This window comes from Mucilaginibacter gossypii, from assembly GCF_017569325.2.
Taxonomy (GTDB): Bacteria; Bacteroidota; Bacteroidia; order Sphingobacteriales; family Sphingobacteriaceae; genus Mucilaginibacter; species Mucilaginibacter gossypii.
In genome coordinates, this window is the sequence record NZ_CP071878.2 from 4,060,532 (window position 1) to 4,078,110 (window position 17,579).

The following is a 17,579-nucleotide window of genomic DNA, read 5'->3' on the forward strand; positions in this document are numbered from 1 at the left end:
CATTCTACTTACCCAAAACTACAATACCTGGTTTAGGGGCATCAACAAGTTCTGTGCGCACCAATGTACCGTTATTGAAATAATAATAATGATATGATAGTGGTTTTGATTGTGCATCTGCAGAAGCTATTCGCCTGTAAACTGCATGTTTTGAGGTTTCTTCAACTAACTCCAGGTTATACTTTTCTGAATTTTTAAATTCGCTTTCACTCATCCCTATGGTATAGTGTTTTACACTACAACTGGAGAATACCAGTAGAATTGACAGGCTTATAATTGAGTTTTTTAAGGCAGACATGTGATTAAGTTTATTTTTCGTAATGTAGGTATGACTCTGACGAAAAACAAAGGTTTATTCAATGCCTTTTATTTTTTATTATTGAAATAAACTTGCAAAGTTCCCAAAGTTTCGTAATGCTTAATTTATATCCTTTTTTTCATCTGACTGATTTGTATCAGAAGTAGTTATATCTAATATGTCATTTAATAATTCTTTCGCTTTTGTTTTTGAAGTTATTAAATGAATGATTCCTGTGATTAAATAAAATGCACCAAAAAATATGATACCTTCATATTGACCGTCAATGAGGAGAAGAGTACTCAACGCTGCTAACATGATTAGTGGTATAAGCAAGTCGTTATAGTAAGTTAAACTAACCATTGTACAATTATCGGCAGTACTAACTTCGAATTCACCACCATCTAATCTTGTCGGTTCAAAGTTCCACCGCAACTGCCATTGACTTATATCAAATTTCACTGATTTGTCCGTTTCATTTATTAAACGGTATTCTTTTTCGTTTAGCTGAAAAAGTATTTTTTCAATTATAGCCTGAGTTTGTAAAACTGTCGTTTGAGATATCTGGGATTTTATTTTAAGATCCATCTGCAATAAGGGTTAACCAAAGTTACAAGAAAGAATGGTTATGTTGTACCCAATGATCTACCCATAAACCTAAAATAGAATAATCCCTACGCCTCTTCCCTAAAATAAACTTTATAATAATTCATCGCCCGGCCATCATCAAAACCTTTCTCAATCAGTTCTTTATCGCCGTGAATATAGATGTGGAAGTTTTTATCAAGCTTTAAAACGCTTTTGTAAACACGGGCCTGCTTCTTTACCGCGTTTTCTGATATAATAAAATTATCGGCAATAGGGCTGTCAAATTCCTGCTCGTACTGGTTTTTGAAAGTTTTGAATGATTCGATGGCCTGTTCATTACCGATCACTTCGTTCGAAAACTCCTCCATATCAAAGGTTTCCTTTTCTTTAAAATACTTCATGGAGCGGTTTAGCAGGTCGATCTTGTCGGCCTTGCTCATCTCAAATTCTTCATCGATTTTTTCGGTGATGAAGTTTTTGTAAATGCCCAGGGTATTGTTGGTTTGATTGAAGCTGTCGTTGCGGATCTTTAATTGCAGGAAATCATCCTTCCAAAATCGCGCCGCTTCCTGTCCGCCGTTGGTTTTATCAACCACAACAACCTTGTAGCCGTTCTCTTTTTCGATATTGAAGATTAGTACACCTTTATCCAGTTTATTAATATTGATGGCATCCTGCTCATAATCAACCTGGAAACCGCCTTTGTCCGGGTAAACTTTAAGGTAAGTTTCCTTGTTTTCCGACTTGAAGATACCGATGGCATCCAGTGGGTTGCCTTCAATTTGCACTTTATTAAAGTAAACCACATAAAGCTCGCCGCCTTTAATGTTAGGGTGATTGGTAACCTTGTACAAATGCTTCGCTATTTTCTCAGATGCCTCATGAAACTTAGTGTTGTCATCAAATACCTGTGTGGCAAAGTGGTGCAGCTCGTTTAGTTCCAGGTCGCCACTGCTGTGCATCAGGTGATAAACCTCGTTAGCCTTTTCAAAAGGTTTCAGAAAATACTGCATAAGCAGGTTGGGAATAATCTCATCCTTCAATTCTAACGGCTGTTCGGAAAGGGCATACATCTCTTCCTGCGACTGATTATCAACATGATGTACCGAAATAGTATCGAGCGAAGCTTCAAAAAAAGTTACCATAATTGCCTGCGAAGGTAAAGATTTTAGTTAATGGTTCATGGATCATAGTTCATGGTGTGCCCGCGTTTTTCATGTTCAAGTCATATGGAGATGGATTAGAAGGAGCAGGTGAGAAAAATCACCACGAAATAACGACCTTTGCACTTTGGTAAATTAGGCGGGCTTAGGCTATGATCTATGAACCATTAACTATCAACTAAAAAATGACAGATAATACCGATACCATAGTTGCCCTTGCCACACCAAACGGTGTGGGCGCCATTGCTGTGATTCGCCTTTCGGGCCCTGATGCCATAAACATAGCCAACAGTGTTTTTAAAGGCAAAGACCTGAGCAAACAGGCATCGCATACGATTCATTTCGGCAGTATTGCCGATGGTGATTTGATTTTGGACGAGGTGCTGGTATCGTTGTTTGTTGGTCCGCGGTCATACACCCGCGAAAATGTTGTTGAGATTTCATGTCATGCTTCGGGTTATATTATTGAAAGTATCATTAAGCTGTTCATCAAAAAAGGTGCACGGTCGGCCAAACCCGGCGAATTTACCCTAAGGGCATTCCTCAATGGTCAGCTCGACCTGAGCCAGGCCGAAGCTGTGGCCGACCTGATCGCCTCCAACTCTAAAGCATCGCAGCAGGTGGCCTTGCAACAACTTCGCGGAGGCTTCAGCACTCAGTTACAGGCCCTGCGCGAGCAACTGGTAAACTTTGCTTCGCTCATTGAATTGGAACTCGATTTTGCTGAGGAAGATGTAGAGTTTGCCAACCGTGACCAACTGAAAAATCTGATCCATGAAATTACTAAAATAGTAGGTAGGCTGATCCAATCGTTTGAATTGGGAAATGCTATTAAAAATGGGGTCAATACGGTGATAGCAGGTAGGCCGAATGCCGGTAAATCAACCTTGTTGAACGCGCTGCTCAATGAGGAGCGTGCTATTGTAAGCCACATCCCCGGTACTACAAGAGATACGATTGAGGAGGTGCTGAATATCCAGGGCATTAATTTCAGGCTGATTGATACTGCCGGTATCCGGGAAGCTACCGACGCCATTGAACAGATAGGCGTACAGCGCACCATGGAAAAGATCAGCCAGTCGGCCCTGTTGGTTTATGTTTTTGATGCTGCGGAGATTACTATCGAAGAACTGAACAATGATATTGCCAGCCTGCAAAAGCCCGGAGTTACCATATTAGTGGTAGCCAATAAAGCAGATCTGCTAAATAAGTCCGACAGTCAGAAAGCCGGGATGTCCGAAAAGAGCTTCGCAGATTTATTTGCTAATCAGAATTTTGATAAGCGGGATCTATCCACTTCTGCTACCTCCCTCCTCCAGCCGTTGGGACTTCCAGACATTATTTTTATCTCCGCCAAAGAAAAACGACATATTGACGATCTGAAACACAAGATTTACTCGTCTGCCGTAAAAGACCAGCTCAGTGGTGACGAAACCCTGGTTACTAATATCCGCCACCTCGAAGCCTTACAAAAAACTGAAGAGGCGCTTGTAAGGGTATTGGGCGGTATTGATGGCAGCATAACTTCCGATTTTTTGTCGATGGATATTAAACAGGCGCTTCACTACCTCGGTGAGATCACAGGTGTTGTTACTACGGATGATTTGCTGGAGAATATTTTTAGTAAGTTTTGTATCGGAAAGTAATCACGCAAGTTGACAAATGCTTACTACTTAAACATTAATTCATAAATAAGGTATTATTCCTTTTTGCTAATATTGAGAGCGTTCACCTGCACTTGTACCTTACGTTAACCAGCACTGCCAATAAATTGGTCAAGATCCTAATTTAAGTTTTTGTTTAAGCCTGTACCTGGCCATGCGGATACTTTTTGGCTCAACGCCAAGGCGGTTAGCTATTTCCTTGGTATCAAGCCCCATTAAAATATATGAGCAATATTTTAGGTCGAGGCGAGTAAGGCTGTTTTCGGCCTGTTGCTGCAGGGCATTGAAAAAACCGGGACGACTTTGGCTTACGATCTGCTGCTCATCAATACTTTTATCCATCCGCAGGTTTTGGTTAATGATGCGGCCTACACCAGTGAGCGCGGTTATACCGAAATATTGGAACAACTGTTAATGGCGGGTGCCGAAAGCCGGTAATAAAACAATACTGGTTTATGATGAGTGCCTGCCGCAATATATGGAACCGGCAGGCATCTATTTATTGAAATCTTTAACGGCACTTAGTCAAGCAATGTCCAGGTACGTTTAGTTTGAATGGTTTGTATGGCTTGCTGCTCGGCAACTACAATGTTCTCTTTGCGCTGGCCTATGTATTCTAACGTACTAAGCTTATTCCACAGGGCAACAATTACCCGCATAAACTCATCAACCGCTGTCATTGACGAGTTTATTTCATGATGATTATAAACTATTTCGATCAAACGGGCTAACAGCTCTTCAAAATTGCCGGGTGTTACATCCTTCCATTCATAAAAATATTTAAGCAATTCTTCCCGTTCTGCTCCCGGCATGCTTTTAACGGTACTGAAAAAGAGGTGTGCCATTTCTGAAAAGCAGGAAACCAATTGGACAGGTGGTTGAAGATAGATCAGGTTTCGGTATGAAAAATAAATCCTCGCGATATAATCAAGCATTTTATCGCACAGCAGCTTTACATTTTTACCAATAGTAGATACCGAATCTTTCGACGTGATCTTGTCAATAATACGGAACGAAAGCAGCTGAAGGTTGTTGATCTGTGCCCCAAAATTTTCATAATAGGTCATCAGGCCGGCATGGCTTATCAGCGAGGTACATGGCGGGATATAGCTTACATTAGCCTGAAAGGTGCTTCCGCTTCGTACAAATTTACCAACCTCCATAAAGTGCGCCCCCATGCTGTTCAGTTGTGAAGCCGGCAAAATAGTGATATCGTAATGTTTGCTGATATCGGGATAGCGGATGGGCTGTTCTTCCGGGTCGGGTGTGCCTGAGGGTACACGTTCAAAGGGGTTTACGGTAAGCAGCACATAATAGGTTTCTGATGCTTCATTGATAGTTTCCTGGCCAAAGTAATGGCTAAATGTTAACGGTTGTTCGGCACGGGTAATATCAATCCTGAAACCTTCGGCAGTAATGGCGTTACACTGGTTTAAAGTTACCTGCACCTGGCCTGATGCCCGTTCGGTGATCTGGATATCCAGCGATGAGCTTTGCCCTTGTGCGGGTGGAAGCAGCCCGAAATTATTATTGTTGAGCGGCAGCGAATTGGCATCGCGTACTATATCATGAATAAAATTATCAGTATTAACAAAATGTGCGCTGGAAATTTTCATTCCATCTATCCAGTTCACAGGTTTATGTTTTAATGGGCTGATCATGTTTTTTGTTTTAATAAAGTTTACAGGTAAATGGCCTGGTCACCGGTACGGGCGGGTTCACTTACCACTTCCGATACACGTTTGGCAAATATGGTTACCGATTCGGTTATCCGGTTTTCTGTAATATTAAGGTCCGGGTCGATAAAGTGGCGTTGCTTAAAAAACGACGGCTTAATATAAAAGATCCACTTATAGCTTTCATTATTATTAAGCTTATACTGCACCGTTGATTTTGGAAATTTAAGATTATAATCATCAATAAACTTTTGAAACCACTGGCCAAAGTTCATATTTGGCGGTGCTTTGGCCTTTACTTTAAGCGGTTCAGGATCGTCGGTGCTTTTATACAGATCAAGTTCGAGCACCATCAGCCTGTCAAAATCCAGGTGTTCCATGCTGATCTCTTCAGGCGTACGGGGATATTGCCAAACCTTGTAAATTTCGAGCGGGATGCTTAAAAAGGCGATGTACCCCCACCAAAAAACCGGCGGTAATAAAAATATCAGGATACTGGTTGAAGCCCACAGACCATATTGCATATCATTAAGCCAGTTAAATGCCAACTTGAAAAGAAACATCCCCAGCAAGCATGATATTAAAGAAGCCACGAGGAAAAACCATTTTTTATCGAGAAACTGATCTTCATGGTATTTGCCTGCAAGCCAGGTGTAAAATACACCCATACCTAAATATATCAGTTGGCAAAATAAGTACCCCCACGGCATAAACTGCATACCTAAAAAGCCCAAAAAACCCGGAACTCCCAATATAACCGCCGTTAAAAGTAAAGTGATGATAAGGCGCCTGTTACTTAGATATTTGTTTTTCTTGTTCACCACCGACATGATCAGGGCGGCAATGAAGAACAGGACAGGAGCTATCAGATAACTTATAAAAAACGATTTAAGGTTCATGAGTATTAAATATGTAGGCCGGGCAGCTATCTTATATAAATTTCAATTTAGTATAATCAATTACCGATAATATTGGTTATTGTTTTGGATAGCATCAATTATTTAAATCACAAATGAGAATAAAAAAGCCTAATCAAATTGATACTGACTTTAAAGCAGCATCTATAGCGGCCGAAATTATTGAAAATGAAATGGTTAGTACCAGTGATGTAATAATACTGCCCAAAGGCCCTAAAAAGCGTGCCTATGATAAGGAGATAGCAGGCATAACAGCTGATAAAAAAACTGAAAGTAAAAAACCGGTAACCACCATTTGGGTTAACCGCGATGGGTTTTATGATATGCTGCCCGAGGGATTGTTTCACCGGCCGCCTGCTTCGAGTGTGATGATCACCGAGGAGGATATGATCAAAGATATTAAAGCCCGCCGCGAAGAAGAAAAACAAACCCGCCGCTTTTTTGCCCCATTTGAGGCCGAGCTTAACTATTTCAGAACACTGGTCGAGCTTTATGAAAACCGGCTCGACAAAAAAAATGAATACGATGAGCTGATCAATATATTTTTAAAGGAATGGCAGGAGTTTGAGTGTTTTACAAAAAAGCAGATGCTTATTTTGATACATGTTTTACCTGTAATACATGAGCAGCGCAATAATATAAATTTTGTAAGCAGTATCATTAATATGATGTTCGATGTACCTTTATCATTGCATTACAAAACGGTATACCCGAAGCAAAAAAACGATACCACTGCAAATGGCGGAACAGCCCTTGGCGCCGGTACTTTAGGCGTAAACTTTATTGCCGGGCAGGTTATTGAGGCCGAGCGAAAATTAATCATGAACATAGGCCCCGTGAGCGCCACCCTGATGCTGGAGTTTTTGCCCGGCACATCTGCTGCAAAAGCTATTGATGTATTATTATCCTACTTTATACCTTTAGGCACCGACGTGCAATTTAACCTCCTTGCCGATCCTGCCTCGCAAAAATTGGTTATCGGCGAGGCAGGGGCCAATGCTACCCTTGGTTATACTACTTATTTGGGGTGACGATGATACCAATCTCAATTTTATGTCCTGGAGTATGTACGCGTCTTTTTCACAAAATAAAAATTGTCATATAGATATAGGAAGCAACAAGCATAGGGTTAAAGAGAAATCTTCTACACCCCACAATGCAGACGTACAACACATTTCTCACTCGTTCTTCGTTTTGAAATGACTTTCATATATAGTTACTTCTTAGCCTGCTTCAACAGCCAGTGGGCGACATCATTCACTGCCTTGTCATTCTCATACCCGGCAGGCAACCTGCCGTTCACATATTCATTGTAAAGCCACGGATCGCCAACAGCTATTACTGTCCCCTTACCATATTTGGCAGATGCTATGATCGTAGCACCATCTTTATTTTTAAGTACAGGTACGGCAGTCCCGGCTAAACCTATCGAACAGGCATCTTTCATAAAAACCTTAGTAGCTGTTTTCAATACCGGATTGTTTTTTACGTAGACAGCACCATCCTCAAAATGAGCATCATCAATTACATGGTTTTGCAGATCGTTATTGAAATGCATCCCGAATTTTGCAGCAAGGTTATTGAAATGAGGCAGCTCCACATTAACGCTGTCGTTAGCCATCATCAGCAGCACACCACCTTTTTTTACCCAGGCAGCAATTTGCTCAATATCATCTTCCTGGATATAGTTTGGGTTCGGGCTCTCCTTTTTAGTATCAGGGTCAACAATTATATAAACAGATGAACCTTTCAGGTTTTCCAATGTAGGTGCCATACCAAGGGTATCCAGCTTAGCGCCGCGGCTTGTAAAAGCCTCGCCAAAAATCTTGAAACCGTTGTTGTCCGTTTCATCCCACAGATAATGAAAGCGTTCCGGTTGCCCGTTTACGCCCTTGTGCACCTCGTGGTTAAAATAATAATCGAGTGTTACGGTTTGGCCGCTTGCGGCAAAGCCTGCAAGGATAAATAGCGTGATGAGCGATAATCTTAGTTTCATAGCAGCTTTATTATTTGGTTAGCCTGCGGTAGGTGTTATCACCATAGAATTAACTTTTTTATCTATTTTTCAGGTGTTCAATTTTTTTAGGTGTAAACACTTTCACTTGTTTTCAAAAAAAAAATACTGATAATCAATATGTTAACTTTAGCAAAAAGCACCTTTTTAGCAAAAACGAACACATGTCCATTGATAATCAACAAGTTAATATTTTACAAGATCAAAAATTGAACACCTTGTTTTTAAAAAATTGAACACTTGTGTTTGTGCCCAGCTTTACGGCCATATATCTCAGCGGTCATGCTGAGTGTTTAAATCCGTGGCCTCTAAAGGTTAGATGACAAAGAGGGCCTGTCAGTCTGAGCCTGTCGAAGACTCGTGCGCAGAGACCCTGCCCGCCATACTTCGACAGGCTCAGTATGACACTCCTTTTTTTAAGTTGTCATGGGTAACTTGTTTCAGCACCTCACTCGCCAAGTAACTGTCATGTATGAAGCTGACCTTAACAATGGGATCCCGAAATAAATTCGGGATGACCTTAGTTATCTTATTCCGCTAAACTCCACCAAAAATCGAGAACCCGCCGTCAACGCAGATCATCGAACCGGTTACAAATACCGAGGCATCGCTCAGCAACCATACCAGTGCTCCTTTCAGTTCATCGGCATGGCCAAAGCGTTTAAACGGCGTTTGTTTGATCACCAGTTCGCCCCTTTGGGTATAACCGCCTTCGGGTTTGGTGAGCAGGTAACGGTTTTGTTCGGTAAGGAAAAAACCCGGTGCCAAAGCGTTCATCCTTATTGCATCACCATAACGGTTAGCCAGCTCAACCGCAAACCATTGATTATAGCAATCAACTGCGGCTTTGCCCATGTTATAACCTAACACTTTGGTTATAGCTCGCTTACTGTTCATTGACGATATGTTAACAATGCTGCCTTTACCTGTTTTGGCAATGGCTTCGCCGAAAACCTGTGTAGGGATCAGTGTACCCCAAAGGTTCAGCTCCATTACTTTTTTCATGCCATCGATATTCATTTTAAAAATATCCTCATCGGGCTGTAAAACCCCCTCGGGCATGTTACCGCCCGCACCGTTCACCAGGCCATCTATCCTGCCAAAAGCTGCCAGCAATTTATCTTTGGCGGCTACCAGTTCGGCCTCGTTCATTACATCGGCTACCAGTGCTATGGCTTTGCCGCCGGCTGCATTTATGGCGTTGGCACGCTCTTCTGCTACCTGGGCATTACGACCAAGAATGCCTACCGCGCCCCCCGCCTCAACAATACCATCTATAAATGCTTTGCCTAATATGCCTGTTCCGCCGGTTACTACAATTACTTTACCGGCTAATGAAAATTGATTCTCCACTTAAACTATATTTTTAAGGTTGATTGTATGATTATTTAAGATCTGTTATAGCTATAGCGTCCATATCGGTATAATCCAGGTTTTCGCCTGCCATACCCCAAATAAAGCTATAGTTTGACGTACCACTGCCCGAGTGGATGCTCCACGGCGGCGACACCACAGCATCATAATTATCCATGGTGATATGCCTTGTTTCCTGTCCTTCGCCCATGTAATGAAAAATCTTTTGGCCTGCCGGTACGTCGAAATAAAAATATGCCTCCATACGCCTGTCGTGCACGTGGGCCGGCATGGTATTCCAAACACTGCCTTCATGTAATATGGTAAGGCCCATCACCAACTGGCAGCTCCGTACACCTTCCAGGTGGATATATTTATTGATAGTGCGTTTATTTGCCGTTGCTACCGAACCCAGCTCAACCTTAACCGCATCAGCGTGGGTAAGCAGGGTTGTTGGATATACCGCATGTGCCGGCGATGACAGCAGGTAAAATACAGCCGGCACTGATGGATCGGCACTTTCAAAAGTCACGTTTTTGGTTCCTTTACCAATGTACAGGCAATCAAGCTTATTCATTTCAAAGGCTTGTCCGTCGGCTTTTACTACACCGGCACCGGCTACGTTAATGATCCCAATCTCGCGGCGCTCTAAAAAATATTCGGCGCGCAGGTTTGGGTAATTTGGCAGCTCAAGTGTTTTACTTACCGGGTTGGCCATACCTACAATCATCCTGTCGTAATGGGTATAGGTACAATTGATCTGGTCGGGCTGAACCTGTTTATCTATCAAAAATCTTTCGCGTATGGTAGTGGTATCGTAGCTTTTAAAATCCGTTGGGTGGACGCTGTGTATTGTTTTCAAAGCAAATGTTGTTTTAGAAAATCTTTTGTTAATAAATACAATTCTACAATCTTATAAACGATTTCAAAAGTCATTTAAGCCTTATTTTCACTCCAACGTTATAGTGATAACACGATTACTAAACACTAATAAAACCTAAACTATAACGTTAAAGTAAATATTTAACAGATCATACATCATTTTAATTAATTAAGCTTGTATTATTGGTACATAATGAGCTGCCGAACCAGGGCAACGTCAATTCAATAACCGGTAAACTATAAACTATGAAACAATTAGCAGCCTATAAAAACATCGCGCTACTAACCGTCTTTTTACTTATTGCGGGCATTGCTAATGCCCAGCAGCAGGAGTTTACAGCTAAAAGCGCAAAAACATGGGTAAAAAGCCGCATCTGGGCTAATGGGTTAAAGCTTAAATTAAACTCCTCAACCAATAACCTCGAATTTGCAAAACAATATGCCGCCAATAAAATGGTATGGGATAAGGCTTTTGAATTTCTGCGCGAACGCAATCTTGATCAGATAGCTCCCGGTAAATATCCTATAGATGGCGATAATGTTTATGCATCCGTTACTGAAGGCCCTTCCAAAGAGTTTGAACAATCAGCCTGGGAATCACACCAAAACTATATCGACCTGCAATATGTGATCAAAGGCAAAGAAAAGATCGGTGTTGCCCCTATTGAAAGCCTTACCGTTACCAAACCCTATGACCCGGCTAAAGACGGTGCCAACTACAGCGGCGAGGGTAAATACTACACCGCCACTCCCAACGAATTCTTCCTGTTTTTCCCGGGCGATGGTCACCGGCCTAATATCAAGGTTGATGGTTATGATAAGGTGAAGAAATTGGTTATTAAGATAAAGGAGATAAAGTAAATTTTTTCATGTCATTGCGAGGAGGAACGACGAAGCAATCGCATGCTGTACAGAGTGGCCCTGCTTCCGTGCGATTGCCGCGCTACGCTCGCAATGACACTTTTTTACCTACCTACACCTGCACCGTTTTCACCAGTTTCCTTACGTCAAAACCCTGTCCTGCTGCCTGCACCACCAACTGATTATAGATCTGTTCATCAAGTGTTGAACGGCGGCTCAGGATCCATAAGTAATTTCTATTCGGGTGCCCTACCATGGCATAGCTGTAATCATCAGCCAAAGCAATGATCCAGTATTTACCTTTAAATGGCCACTGAAATTGTACTTCCAACTTTGCGTTACTTGTTTTATCAGCAACAACAGCACTGCCCTCGGCAATTTTTATCTTATTATCTTTTATACAACGGTTTTTAACAATGATACTACCATCTTTTGCTAAACCATAGGCTGCCGAAGTAAAAGTGCAACCCGACTCAAACCATTGCGGGAAAGCGGCAATTTCAAACCAGGAACCAACATATTTTTTCAAATCCACATAAGGAACAGTTTCAAGCGGTTTGCAGCGGGTTGCCTGTAAGGCTAAAGCAGTTAAACCTAATGCTACAGAGGTTGCAATGATCTCTTTCTTCATAAACCAATAACGCCTGTTATGCCCAAAAAGTTTAAAACAAAAGCATATTAACGGCAGCCAAACGCCTTATCATTATTTAATTACCTTTGCGCCAAAGCATTATTTTTATAACATGCCCGGTAAAACAAAGATCAGTATTTTAGGCTGCGGCTGGTACGGCAGCGCATTGGCTAAAGCGTTAATTGCCGATGGCATGCAGGTAAAAGGCTCAACCACTTCTACCGCAAAAATGGATAACTTGGCTGCTTTGGGCATCCGGCCCTATGTAGTAAACTTTTCGCCGGGTGAGGAAATATATGATGCCGATTTTTTTGATTGCGATGTTTTGTGGATAGCCATTCCGCCCAAAAGCCGCAGCGGTGAGGGTGATATTTTTTTACAGAAGGTTAAAGGCATTGTCCATGCCATAAAAAGGTTTGCTATACAGCAATTGATTTTCGTCAGCTCCACCGGGGTTTATGCCGATAACAACAGGCACGTGAATGAAGAAACCGATCCACAGCCCAATACAGAAGCCGGCAGGATATTATTTGAAGCTGAGAACCTTTTCCGTGCTGAGGATGGCTTTAAAACAACCATTATCCGTTTTGCAGGATTGATTGGCCCCGGACGCAATCCCGGCAGGTTTTTTGCCGGTAAAAAGGAGATCCCTAACGGTGACGCGCCAGTGAACCTCATCCATCTTGATGATTGCATTGGCATCAGTAAGACAATATTGGCTAAGCAGGCTTTCGGCTATCTGTTTAACGGCTGCTCCCCCAAGCACCCTGCTAAGGCTGATTTTTATACACAGGCTGCTCTTGATTCGGGCTATGAAAAGCCGGAGTTTATAAGGGAGTTGAAGGAATGGAAAGTTGTGGAGAGTATAAACGTTGGACCGGTATTAGCTTATCAATACCAGGTCTTGATTTAATGACGCAGGTTTAAGCGTGGACGCTTAAACCATCTCAAAGCGTGAGCGTCCACGCTCACATCTAACAAATAGTAAGCGTGGGCGCTTGAACTCAAAAGCCTTAAAACACCGGCGCTTTCGCCTTATCACCCATCACAAATACCAGCTTCCCCCCTTTCATAATATCCTTATGTGTAATATATTCTTTGGGGTAAGGTTTACCATTTAAGCTGATGTTTTGCACATATTTATTCTCTTCGGATAGCCCCTTTGCTTCTATCACAAAACTTTTGCCGCCAGGTAAAGCAATGCTAACCCTATCTAATAGCGGCGCACCAAAAACATAACGGCCATCTGCCGGATTAACGGGATAAAAACCCATAGCAGTAAAGATATACCAGGCCGACATTTGTCCGCAGTCATCATTGCCAGAGAGGCCATCGGGTTTGTTTATATAAAACTGGTCGGCAATTTGCCTTACCAGTTCCTGGGTTTTGGCAGGGTTCCCGGCAAGCGTGTACAAATAAGCCACATGATGGTTAGGTTCGTTGCCATGTGCATACTGGCCTATTAACCCGGTAACATCAAGCGTTGAGCCTTTTCCAAACACTTTTGAATCCATAGTAAACAATGAATCCAGCTTGCCTGAAAATACTTTTTTGCCGCCCATGAGTTTAATCAAACCCGGAATATCATGCTGAACCTGCCAGGTATATTGCCAGGCATTGCCTTCGGTATAGTCACCACCAATGGCCAGTTGGCCACTATCTAAATTGGCAAAAGGCTGTACCCATTCGCCGTTTGATTTTCGGCCACGCATCAAACGCGTACTTTTATCAAACAGGCTATTATAAAACAGAGATCGTTTGATGAAATAATTGTAGTCACTTTGTTTGTTCAGCGCCTTGGCTAATTGAGCGGCGCACCAATCGTCGTAAGCGGCCTCCAGTGTACGGGAAACAGCTTCGCGTTTTACAGTATCTGATGGCAGGTAGCCATAACGCAGATATAGGCTCCAATCGTATTTTGGATTTTTATTATGTGTGAGCGTGTTTTTAATGGCAGCAAATGCCTTTTGCCGATCAAAACCTTTAATCCCTTTCAGCGCGGCATCTACAATTACCGGTACGGCATGGTTACCGATCATGGCGTAGCTTTCCTTACCCCACAGCGTCCAGATTGGCAGCATACCTGCCACGTCGTTGTGTTGTAACATGCTCTCTACCATTTGCCCGTCTTTTTCAGGACAAATAATAGTATACAGTGGATGGGTGGCCCTGTAAGTATCCCATAATGAAAGCGTAGAATAGAAAACTTTATCAGCGGATCGGTGCACCAGGCTGTCGGCCCCGCGATATTGACCGTCAACATCCGCAATGTTGTTAGGCTGGATCAAGGCGTGGTACAGGCTGGTATAAAATGCTATTTTCTCTTTTTTGCTGCCTTTGGCTTTAAGTTTACCAAGATTATTTTCCCATGTACGGGCTACTTCCGTTTTTACCTGTTCAAATGTTTTGTGCTGTGTTTCGGCCAGCAGGTTTTTACGCGCACCGGCAATACTTACGCCCGATACCCCAACTTTAGCTTCAATAGTTTCACCGGGTTTCAGATCGAAATCCAATATTAAGCGGCGTTTATTATCGCCATCAATAAAATGCTGTCCGGTAAACGGGCGGTTAAAAACAGCCGTGAAATATACTTTTTTATCTACCCATTGGCTGGTGAAGGCATAACCACTGATAGTTATTTTGCTATCGATAGTGATCTCCCCGTCAGAAACATGCTCAGCCAATTGCTCCGGGCTATCAACCAGTCCGCTTTGCATATCAACAAGCAAATGTGCTTTACCGGCTTTTGTAAAAGTATACCGGTGCAAACCAGTATGGGCAGAAGCAGTTAGTTGAGCCTTAATATTGTTATCGCCCAAAATCACTTCATAATAACCGGGCGATGCTTTTTCTTCCTGATGAGAAAATTTGCTTTGAAAATTTTGAGGTTGATCGCCCTGAAAGGGAAAAAACAGCACATCTCCTAAATCAACACCACCTGTACCGCTTAAATGGGTATGCGCGAAACCGGTGATCACGTTATCTTCATAACGATATCCCGAGCAGTAGTCCCAACCAAAATTCCCGGTCTCAGGACTAAGCTGAACCATACCAAAAGGCACCGTAGCGCCCGGAAAGGTATGCCCGGTTGCGGAAGTGCCAATGAAGGTGTTTACGTATTTATTATACGATTGCGCATTAACCTCAACAGCCAAAGTCAACACTAATAAAACGGCAATCAACTTTTTCATGACCTTTTACTATTTATATTCAATTGTCTTTTTTAACACAACATCTTCGGCCGAGCGTGCTATCATCACATCAAATGTACCGGGTTCGGTTACCTGTTTCATTTGATTATTCCAGATAGCGATATCTTCGGGTTTTACAATAAATTTAACTGTTTTGGTTTCGCCGGGTTTAAGGTTGATCTTGTCAAAACCCTTGAGGGCCATTACAGGCGTAGTTACCGAATTTACCTTATTGCCCAGGTACATTTGTACCACTTCCTTACCGGCCATGCTGCCGCTGTTGGTTACATCTACCGAAACCGTTATAGTCTCATTTTTTCCGAACGACGCTGCCGATACCTGCAGTTTACTATATTTAAATGAAGTATAGCTCAATCCATAACCAAAGGGGAACAGCGCATCCGGCGATGAAAAAACATAGTCTTGTCCCGGTTTTTCGGTTGAACCCGGATTGTGATAAAAACCTTTGTTGGATGCCACATGATTATAAAAAACCGGGATATGCCCGGTTGACTGTGGGATAGATACCGTAAGCCTGCCTGATGGGTTTACCTTGCCGAACAGGATGTTGGCAATGGCATTGCCTCCCCTTTCGCCGGGATACCAGGCCTCCACAATAGCCGGGATATTCTCTCTTTCCCAGCTGATGCTTTGCGGCCGGCCGTGTACCAGTACTAAAATTACAGGTTTACCTGTTTTATAAACAGCCTGCAACAGTTCACGTTGTACCCCATCGGGATCAATGTCGGTTACATCATAGCCTTCGCCGCAGGTGAATGGGTCTTTAGGCTCGCTTTCGGGTGCATGCCCGTTCCAGCCAACACCGGAGAATACCACACTGGTGGTACCCAAAACTACAACCACAGCATCGCTGTTTTTTGCTGCTGTGATGGCTTCGGCAAAGCCGCTTTTGTCCTGGCCCGACAGGGCACAGCCTTTAGCATAATTGATTTTTATTTTATTGCCGGTCAACTGTTTTATGCCATCAAGCACTGTTATGCCCGAGCGGCTGTCGCGGGTTGAACTGTAATCGCCATACTGAACCTGGTTGGCATTGGGGCCGATAACCGCCAACGATTTCAGGCTGTTCATATTGAGCGGTAAAAGCTGTTTATCGTTTTTAAGCAGGATGATCGATTCCTCGGCTATCTGCTGCGACAGGGCGATATGAGCAGGCGTGTGTACCCGTTTCTTTAGCGCTGATGTATCGGGCAATGCCTTTTCAAACAAACCTGCTTTAAATTTTATAGTAAGGATACGGGCAACAGCGCTATCAACCAACGCCTCTTTTACTTTTCCACTTTTCACCAGGCCAATCAGTTTATTATATACATCGGGGCTTGGCGCTTCCAGGTCAACTCCGGCGTTCAGGCCAATTGGAGCAGCGCCTTCGGCGTCCTTAGCAATATAATGAAAAGTGTATAAATGTTTTAAACCTTCATAGTCCGAAAAAACATAGCCTTTAAACCCCCATTCCTCCCGTAATATGGTTTGCAACAGGAAATGGTTAGCATGTGCAGGCACGCCGTCAATTTCGTTGTAAGCAGGCATTACAGCGTAAATATTTGCATTTTGCACGGCATCTTTAAAAGGCGGCAAAAACATCGACCGTAGCTCCCTTTCCCCTACTGATGCCGGGGCTAAATTGATACCTGCCACAGGGATGCTGTAGGCCGCGAAATGCTTGGCCGTGCACATTACTTTGTCTTTACCAATACCGTTTATTGTTTGCGAAGGATCACCCTGCATCCCAATTACAAACGATGTACCCATCCTGCTTACGAGATATGGATCTTCGGCATAACATTCCTCATTACGGCCATAACGCGGGTCGCGGATGAGATCGAACAAAGGCGAAAGCGCCTGGTCAACTCCTGACGAGGACGCTTCATAAGCGATCACCGAACCCATTTTTTCAATCAGTGCCGGGTTCCAGGTGCTGCCTTGCGCTATAGCCTGTGGAAAGATGGTAGCGCCTGCTGCCAGTTGCCCATGCAGGCATTCGCCTATTTGGATAGGCGGGATACCAAGTCTTGTTTTTTCTTTAGCATATTTTTTTGCAGCGATTGAGCGTGATGCTATATCATTGATATTGGTAAAAGGGCTTTCACAAACGCCATAAGCAATTGGGTTTTGCATGGAGCCTTTTAACGAGTTCATGCTCATCTGGCCCACCTTTTCTTCCAATGTCATGCGGTTTAACAAGTCTTTCACGCGTACAGGCACAGGTGCCTTGGGGTCTTTATAAACCTGCGCGCCGGCCATTCTTATTACAAAAGCAAACGCGGTAAACAGGCATAATTTCTTTTGCATAGTATCCAGATATTTAATTTTCAAATGT

At 42.9% G+C, this 17,579-nt stretch carries 16 protein-coding genes; 4 read left to right on the forward strand and 12 right to left on the reverse strand.

Annotated features, from left to right (window positions below; all coding sequences use genetic code 11):
- Nucleotides 1-4 precede the first annotated feature (4 nt).
- The 3 genes from J3L18_RS16995 to J3L18_RS17005 all read right to left on the reverse strand — a co-directional run bounded on the left by J3L18_RS16995 (nucleotide 5) and on the right by J3L18_RS17005 (nucleotide 2,031).
- Nucleotides 5-298: a hypothetical protein gene (locus J3L18_RS16995; RefSeq protein WP_129568520.1), complete on the reverse strand. Its 294-nt coding sequence runs from the start codon at nucleotides 296-298 to the stop codon at nucleotides 5-7.
- Nucleotides 299-418: 120 nt separating this feature from the next.
- The gene (locus tag J3L18_RS17000) at nucleotides 419-886 is read right to left on the reverse strand and encodes a hypothetical protein (RefSeq protein ID WP_129568519.1); all 468 of its coding nucleotides are present in this window, start codon (nucleotides 884-886) and stop codon (nucleotides 419-421) included.
- A gap of 86 nt (nucleotides 887-972) precedes the next feature.
- Nucleotides 973-2,031, reverse strand: coding sequence for a nucleoid-associated protein (locus J3L18_RS17005; protein ID WP_129568518.1), 1,059 nt, complete (start codon nucleotides 2,029-2,031; stop codon nucleotides 973-975).
- Between the two features lie 203 nt (nucleotides 2,032-2,234).
- On the opposite strand from J3L18_RS17005, the gene mnmE reads away from it, so the two are divergent.
- Complete coding sequence (mnmE, locus tag J3L18_RS17010) at nucleotides 2,235-3,695, forward strand: tRNA uridine-5-carboxymethylaminomethyl(34) synthesis GTPase MnmE (protein ID WP_129568517.1); 1,461 nt, start codon at nucleotides 2,235-2,237, stop codon at nucleotides 3,693-3,695.
- A gap of 129 nt (nucleotides 3,696-3,824) precedes the next feature.
- Here mnmE and J3L18_RS17015 read toward each other — a convergent pair whose 3' ends face one another.
- From J3L18_RS17015 to J3L18_RS17025, 3 genes are all read right to left on the reverse strand, one after another.
- On the reverse strand, nucleotides 3,825-4,121 hold the full coding sequence (locus J3L18_RS17015) for a helix-turn-helix transcriptional regulator (protein ID WP_223266114.1): 297 nt from the start codon (nucleotides 4,119-4,121) through the stop codon (nucleotides 3,825-3,827).
- A 113-nt stretch (nucleotides 4,122-4,234) separates the two neighbouring features.
- On the reverse strand, nucleotides 4,235-5,374 hold the full coding sequence (locus tag J3L18_RS17020; RefSeq protein ID WP_129568516.1) for a hypothetical protein: 1,140 nt from the start codon (nucleotides 5,372-5,374) through the stop codon (nucleotides 4,235-4,237).
- A 20-nt stretch (nucleotides 5,375-5,394) separates the two neighbouring features.
- The gene (locus tag J3L18_RS17025; RefSeq protein WP_129568515.1) at nucleotides 5,395-6,288 is read right to left on the reverse strand and encodes a TssN family type VI secretion system protein; all 894 of its coding nucleotides are present in this window, start codon (nucleotides 6,286-6,288) and stop codon (nucleotides 5,395-5,397) included.
- 113 nt (nucleotides 6,289-6,401) lie between these two features.
- Here J3L18_RS17025 and J3L18_RS17030 point away from each other — a divergent pair, with 113 nt between their 5' ends.
- The gene (locus tag J3L18_RS17030; RefSeq protein ID WP_129568514.1) at nucleotides 6,402-7,337 is read left to right on the forward strand and encodes a type VI secretion system baseplate subunit TssG; all 936 of its coding nucleotides are present in this window, start codon (nucleotides 6,402-6,404) and stop codon (nucleotides 7,335-7,337) included.
- 185 nt (nucleotides 7,338-7,522) lie between these two features.
- On the opposite strand, the gene J3L18_RS17035 is transcribed toward J3L18_RS17030, so the two are convergent.
- From J3L18_RS17035 to kduI, 3 genes are all read right to left on the reverse strand, one after another.
- On the reverse strand, nucleotides 7,523-8,302 hold the full coding sequence (locus tag J3L18_RS17035) for a DUF4350 domain-containing protein (RefSeq protein ID WP_129568513.1): 780 nt from the start codon (nucleotides 8,300-8,302) through the stop codon (nucleotides 7,523-7,525).
- Between the two features lie 555 nt (nucleotides 8,303-8,857).
- On the reverse strand, nucleotides 8,858-9,673 hold the full coding sequence (locus tag J3L18_RS17040) for an SDR family oxidoreductase (protein WP_129568512.1): 816 nt from the start codon (nucleotides 9,671-9,673) through the stop codon (nucleotides 8,858-8,860).
- Between the two features lie 31 nt (nucleotides 9,674-9,704).
- Complete coding sequence (kduI, locus tag J3L18_RS17045) at nucleotides 9,705-10,535, reverse strand: 5-dehydro-4-deoxy-D-glucuronate isomerase (protein ID WP_129568511.1); 831 nt, start codon at nucleotides 10,533-10,535, stop codon at nucleotides 9,705-9,707.
- A gap of 266 nt (nucleotides 10,536-10,801) precedes the next feature.
- Between kduI and J3L18_RS17050 the strand changes: the two genes are divergently transcribed.
- Nucleotides 10,802-11,416: a NanQ anomerase/TabA/YiaL family protein gene (locus J3L18_RS17050; RefSeq protein WP_129568510.1), complete on the forward strand. Its 615-nt coding sequence runs from the start codon at nucleotides 10,802-10,804 to the stop codon at nucleotides 11,414-11,416.
- A gap of 112 nt (nucleotides 11,417-11,528) precedes the next feature.
- Here J3L18_RS17050 and J3L18_RS17055 read toward each other — a convergent pair whose 3' ends face one another.
- Entirely contained in the window at nucleotides 11,529-12,047 is a 519-nt protein-coding gene (locus J3L18_RS17055) for a lipocalin family protein (protein WP_129568509.1), read from the reverse strand.
- Between the two features lie 112 nt (nucleotides 12,048-12,159).
- Between J3L18_RS17055 and J3L18_RS17060 the strand changes: the two genes are divergently transcribed.
- Entirely contained in the window at nucleotides 12,160-12,960 is an 801-nt protein-coding gene (locus J3L18_RS17060) for an SDR family oxidoreductase (protein WP_129568508.1), read from the forward strand.
- Nucleotides 12,961-13,060: 100 nt separating this feature from the next.
- On the opposite strand, the gene J3L18_RS17065 is transcribed toward J3L18_RS17060, so the two are convergent.
- On the reverse strand, nucleotides 13,061-15,238 hold the full coding sequence (locus J3L18_RS17065; protein ID WP_129568507.1) for a GH92 family glycosyl hydrolase: 2,178 nt from the start codon (nucleotides 15,236-15,238) through the stop codon (nucleotides 13,061-13,063).
- Nucleotides 15,239-15,247: 9 nt separating this feature from the next.
- A complete protein-coding gene (locus J3L18_RS17070) occupies nucleotides 15,248-17,551 on the reverse strand; it encodes a glycoside hydrolase family 3 N-terminal domain-containing protein (protein WP_129568506.1) in 2,304 nt (767 codons plus the stop codon).
- Between the last annotated feature and the right edge of the window lie 28 nt (nucleotides 17,552-17,579).

What these genes read in the sequence shown, in the direction of transcription:
- J3L18_RS16995 (WP_129568520.1), bottom strand. Translation starts at nt 298, where the DNA reads ATGTCTGCCTTAAAAAACTCAATTATAAGCCTGTCAATTCTACTGGTA.
- J3L18_RS17000 (WP_129568519.1), bottom strand. Translation starts at nt 886, where the DNA reads ATGGATCTTAAAATAAAATCCCAGATATCTCAAACGACAGTTTTACAA.
- J3L18_RS17005 (WP_129568518.1), bottom strand. Translation starts at nt 2,031, where the DNA reads ATGGTAACTTTTTTTGAAGCTTCGCTCGATACTATTTCGGTACATCAT.
- mnmE (WP_129568517.1), top strand. Translation starts at nt 2,235, where the DNA reads ATGACAGATAATACCGATACCATAGTTGCCCTTGCCACACCAAACGGT.
- J3L18_RS17020 (WP_129568516.1), bottom strand. Translation starts at nt 5,374, where the DNA reads ATGATCAGCCCATTAAAACATAAACCTGTGAACTGGATAGATGGAATG.
- J3L18_RS17025 (WP_129568515.1), bottom strand. Translation starts at nt 6,288, where the DNA reads ATGAACCTTAAATCGTTTTTTATAAGTTATCTGATAGCTCCTGTCCTG.
- J3L18_RS17030 (WP_129568514.1), top strand. Translation starts at nt 6,402, where the DNA reads ATGAGAATAAAAAAGCCTAATCAAATTGATACTGACTTTAAAGCAGCA.
- J3L18_RS17035 (WP_129568513.1), bottom strand. Translation starts at nt 8,302, where the DNA reads ATGAAACTAAGATTATCGCTCATCACGCTATTTATCCTTGCAGGCTTT.
- J3L18_RS17050 (WP_129568510.1), top strand. Translation starts at nt 10,802, where the DNA reads ATGAAACAATTAGCAGCCTATAAAAACATCGCGCTACTAACCGTCTTT.
- J3L18_RS17055 (WP_129568509.1), bottom strand. Translation starts at nt 12,047, where the DNA reads ATGAAGAAAGAGATCATTGCAACCTCTGTAGCATTAGGTTTAACTGCT.
- J3L18_RS17060 (WP_129568508.1), top strand. Translation starts at nt 12,160, where the DNA reads ATGCCCGGTAAAACAAAGATCAGTATTTTAGGCTGCGGCTGGTACGGC.
- J3L18_RS17065 (WP_129568507.1), bottom strand. Translation starts at nt 15,238, where the DNA reads ATGAAAAAGTTGATTGCCGTTTTATTAGTGTTGACTTTGGCTGTTGAG.
- J3L18_RS17070 (WP_129568506.1), bottom strand. Translation starts at nt 17,551, where the DNA reads ATGCAAAAGAAATTATGCCTGTTTACCGCGTTTGCTTTTGTAATAAGA.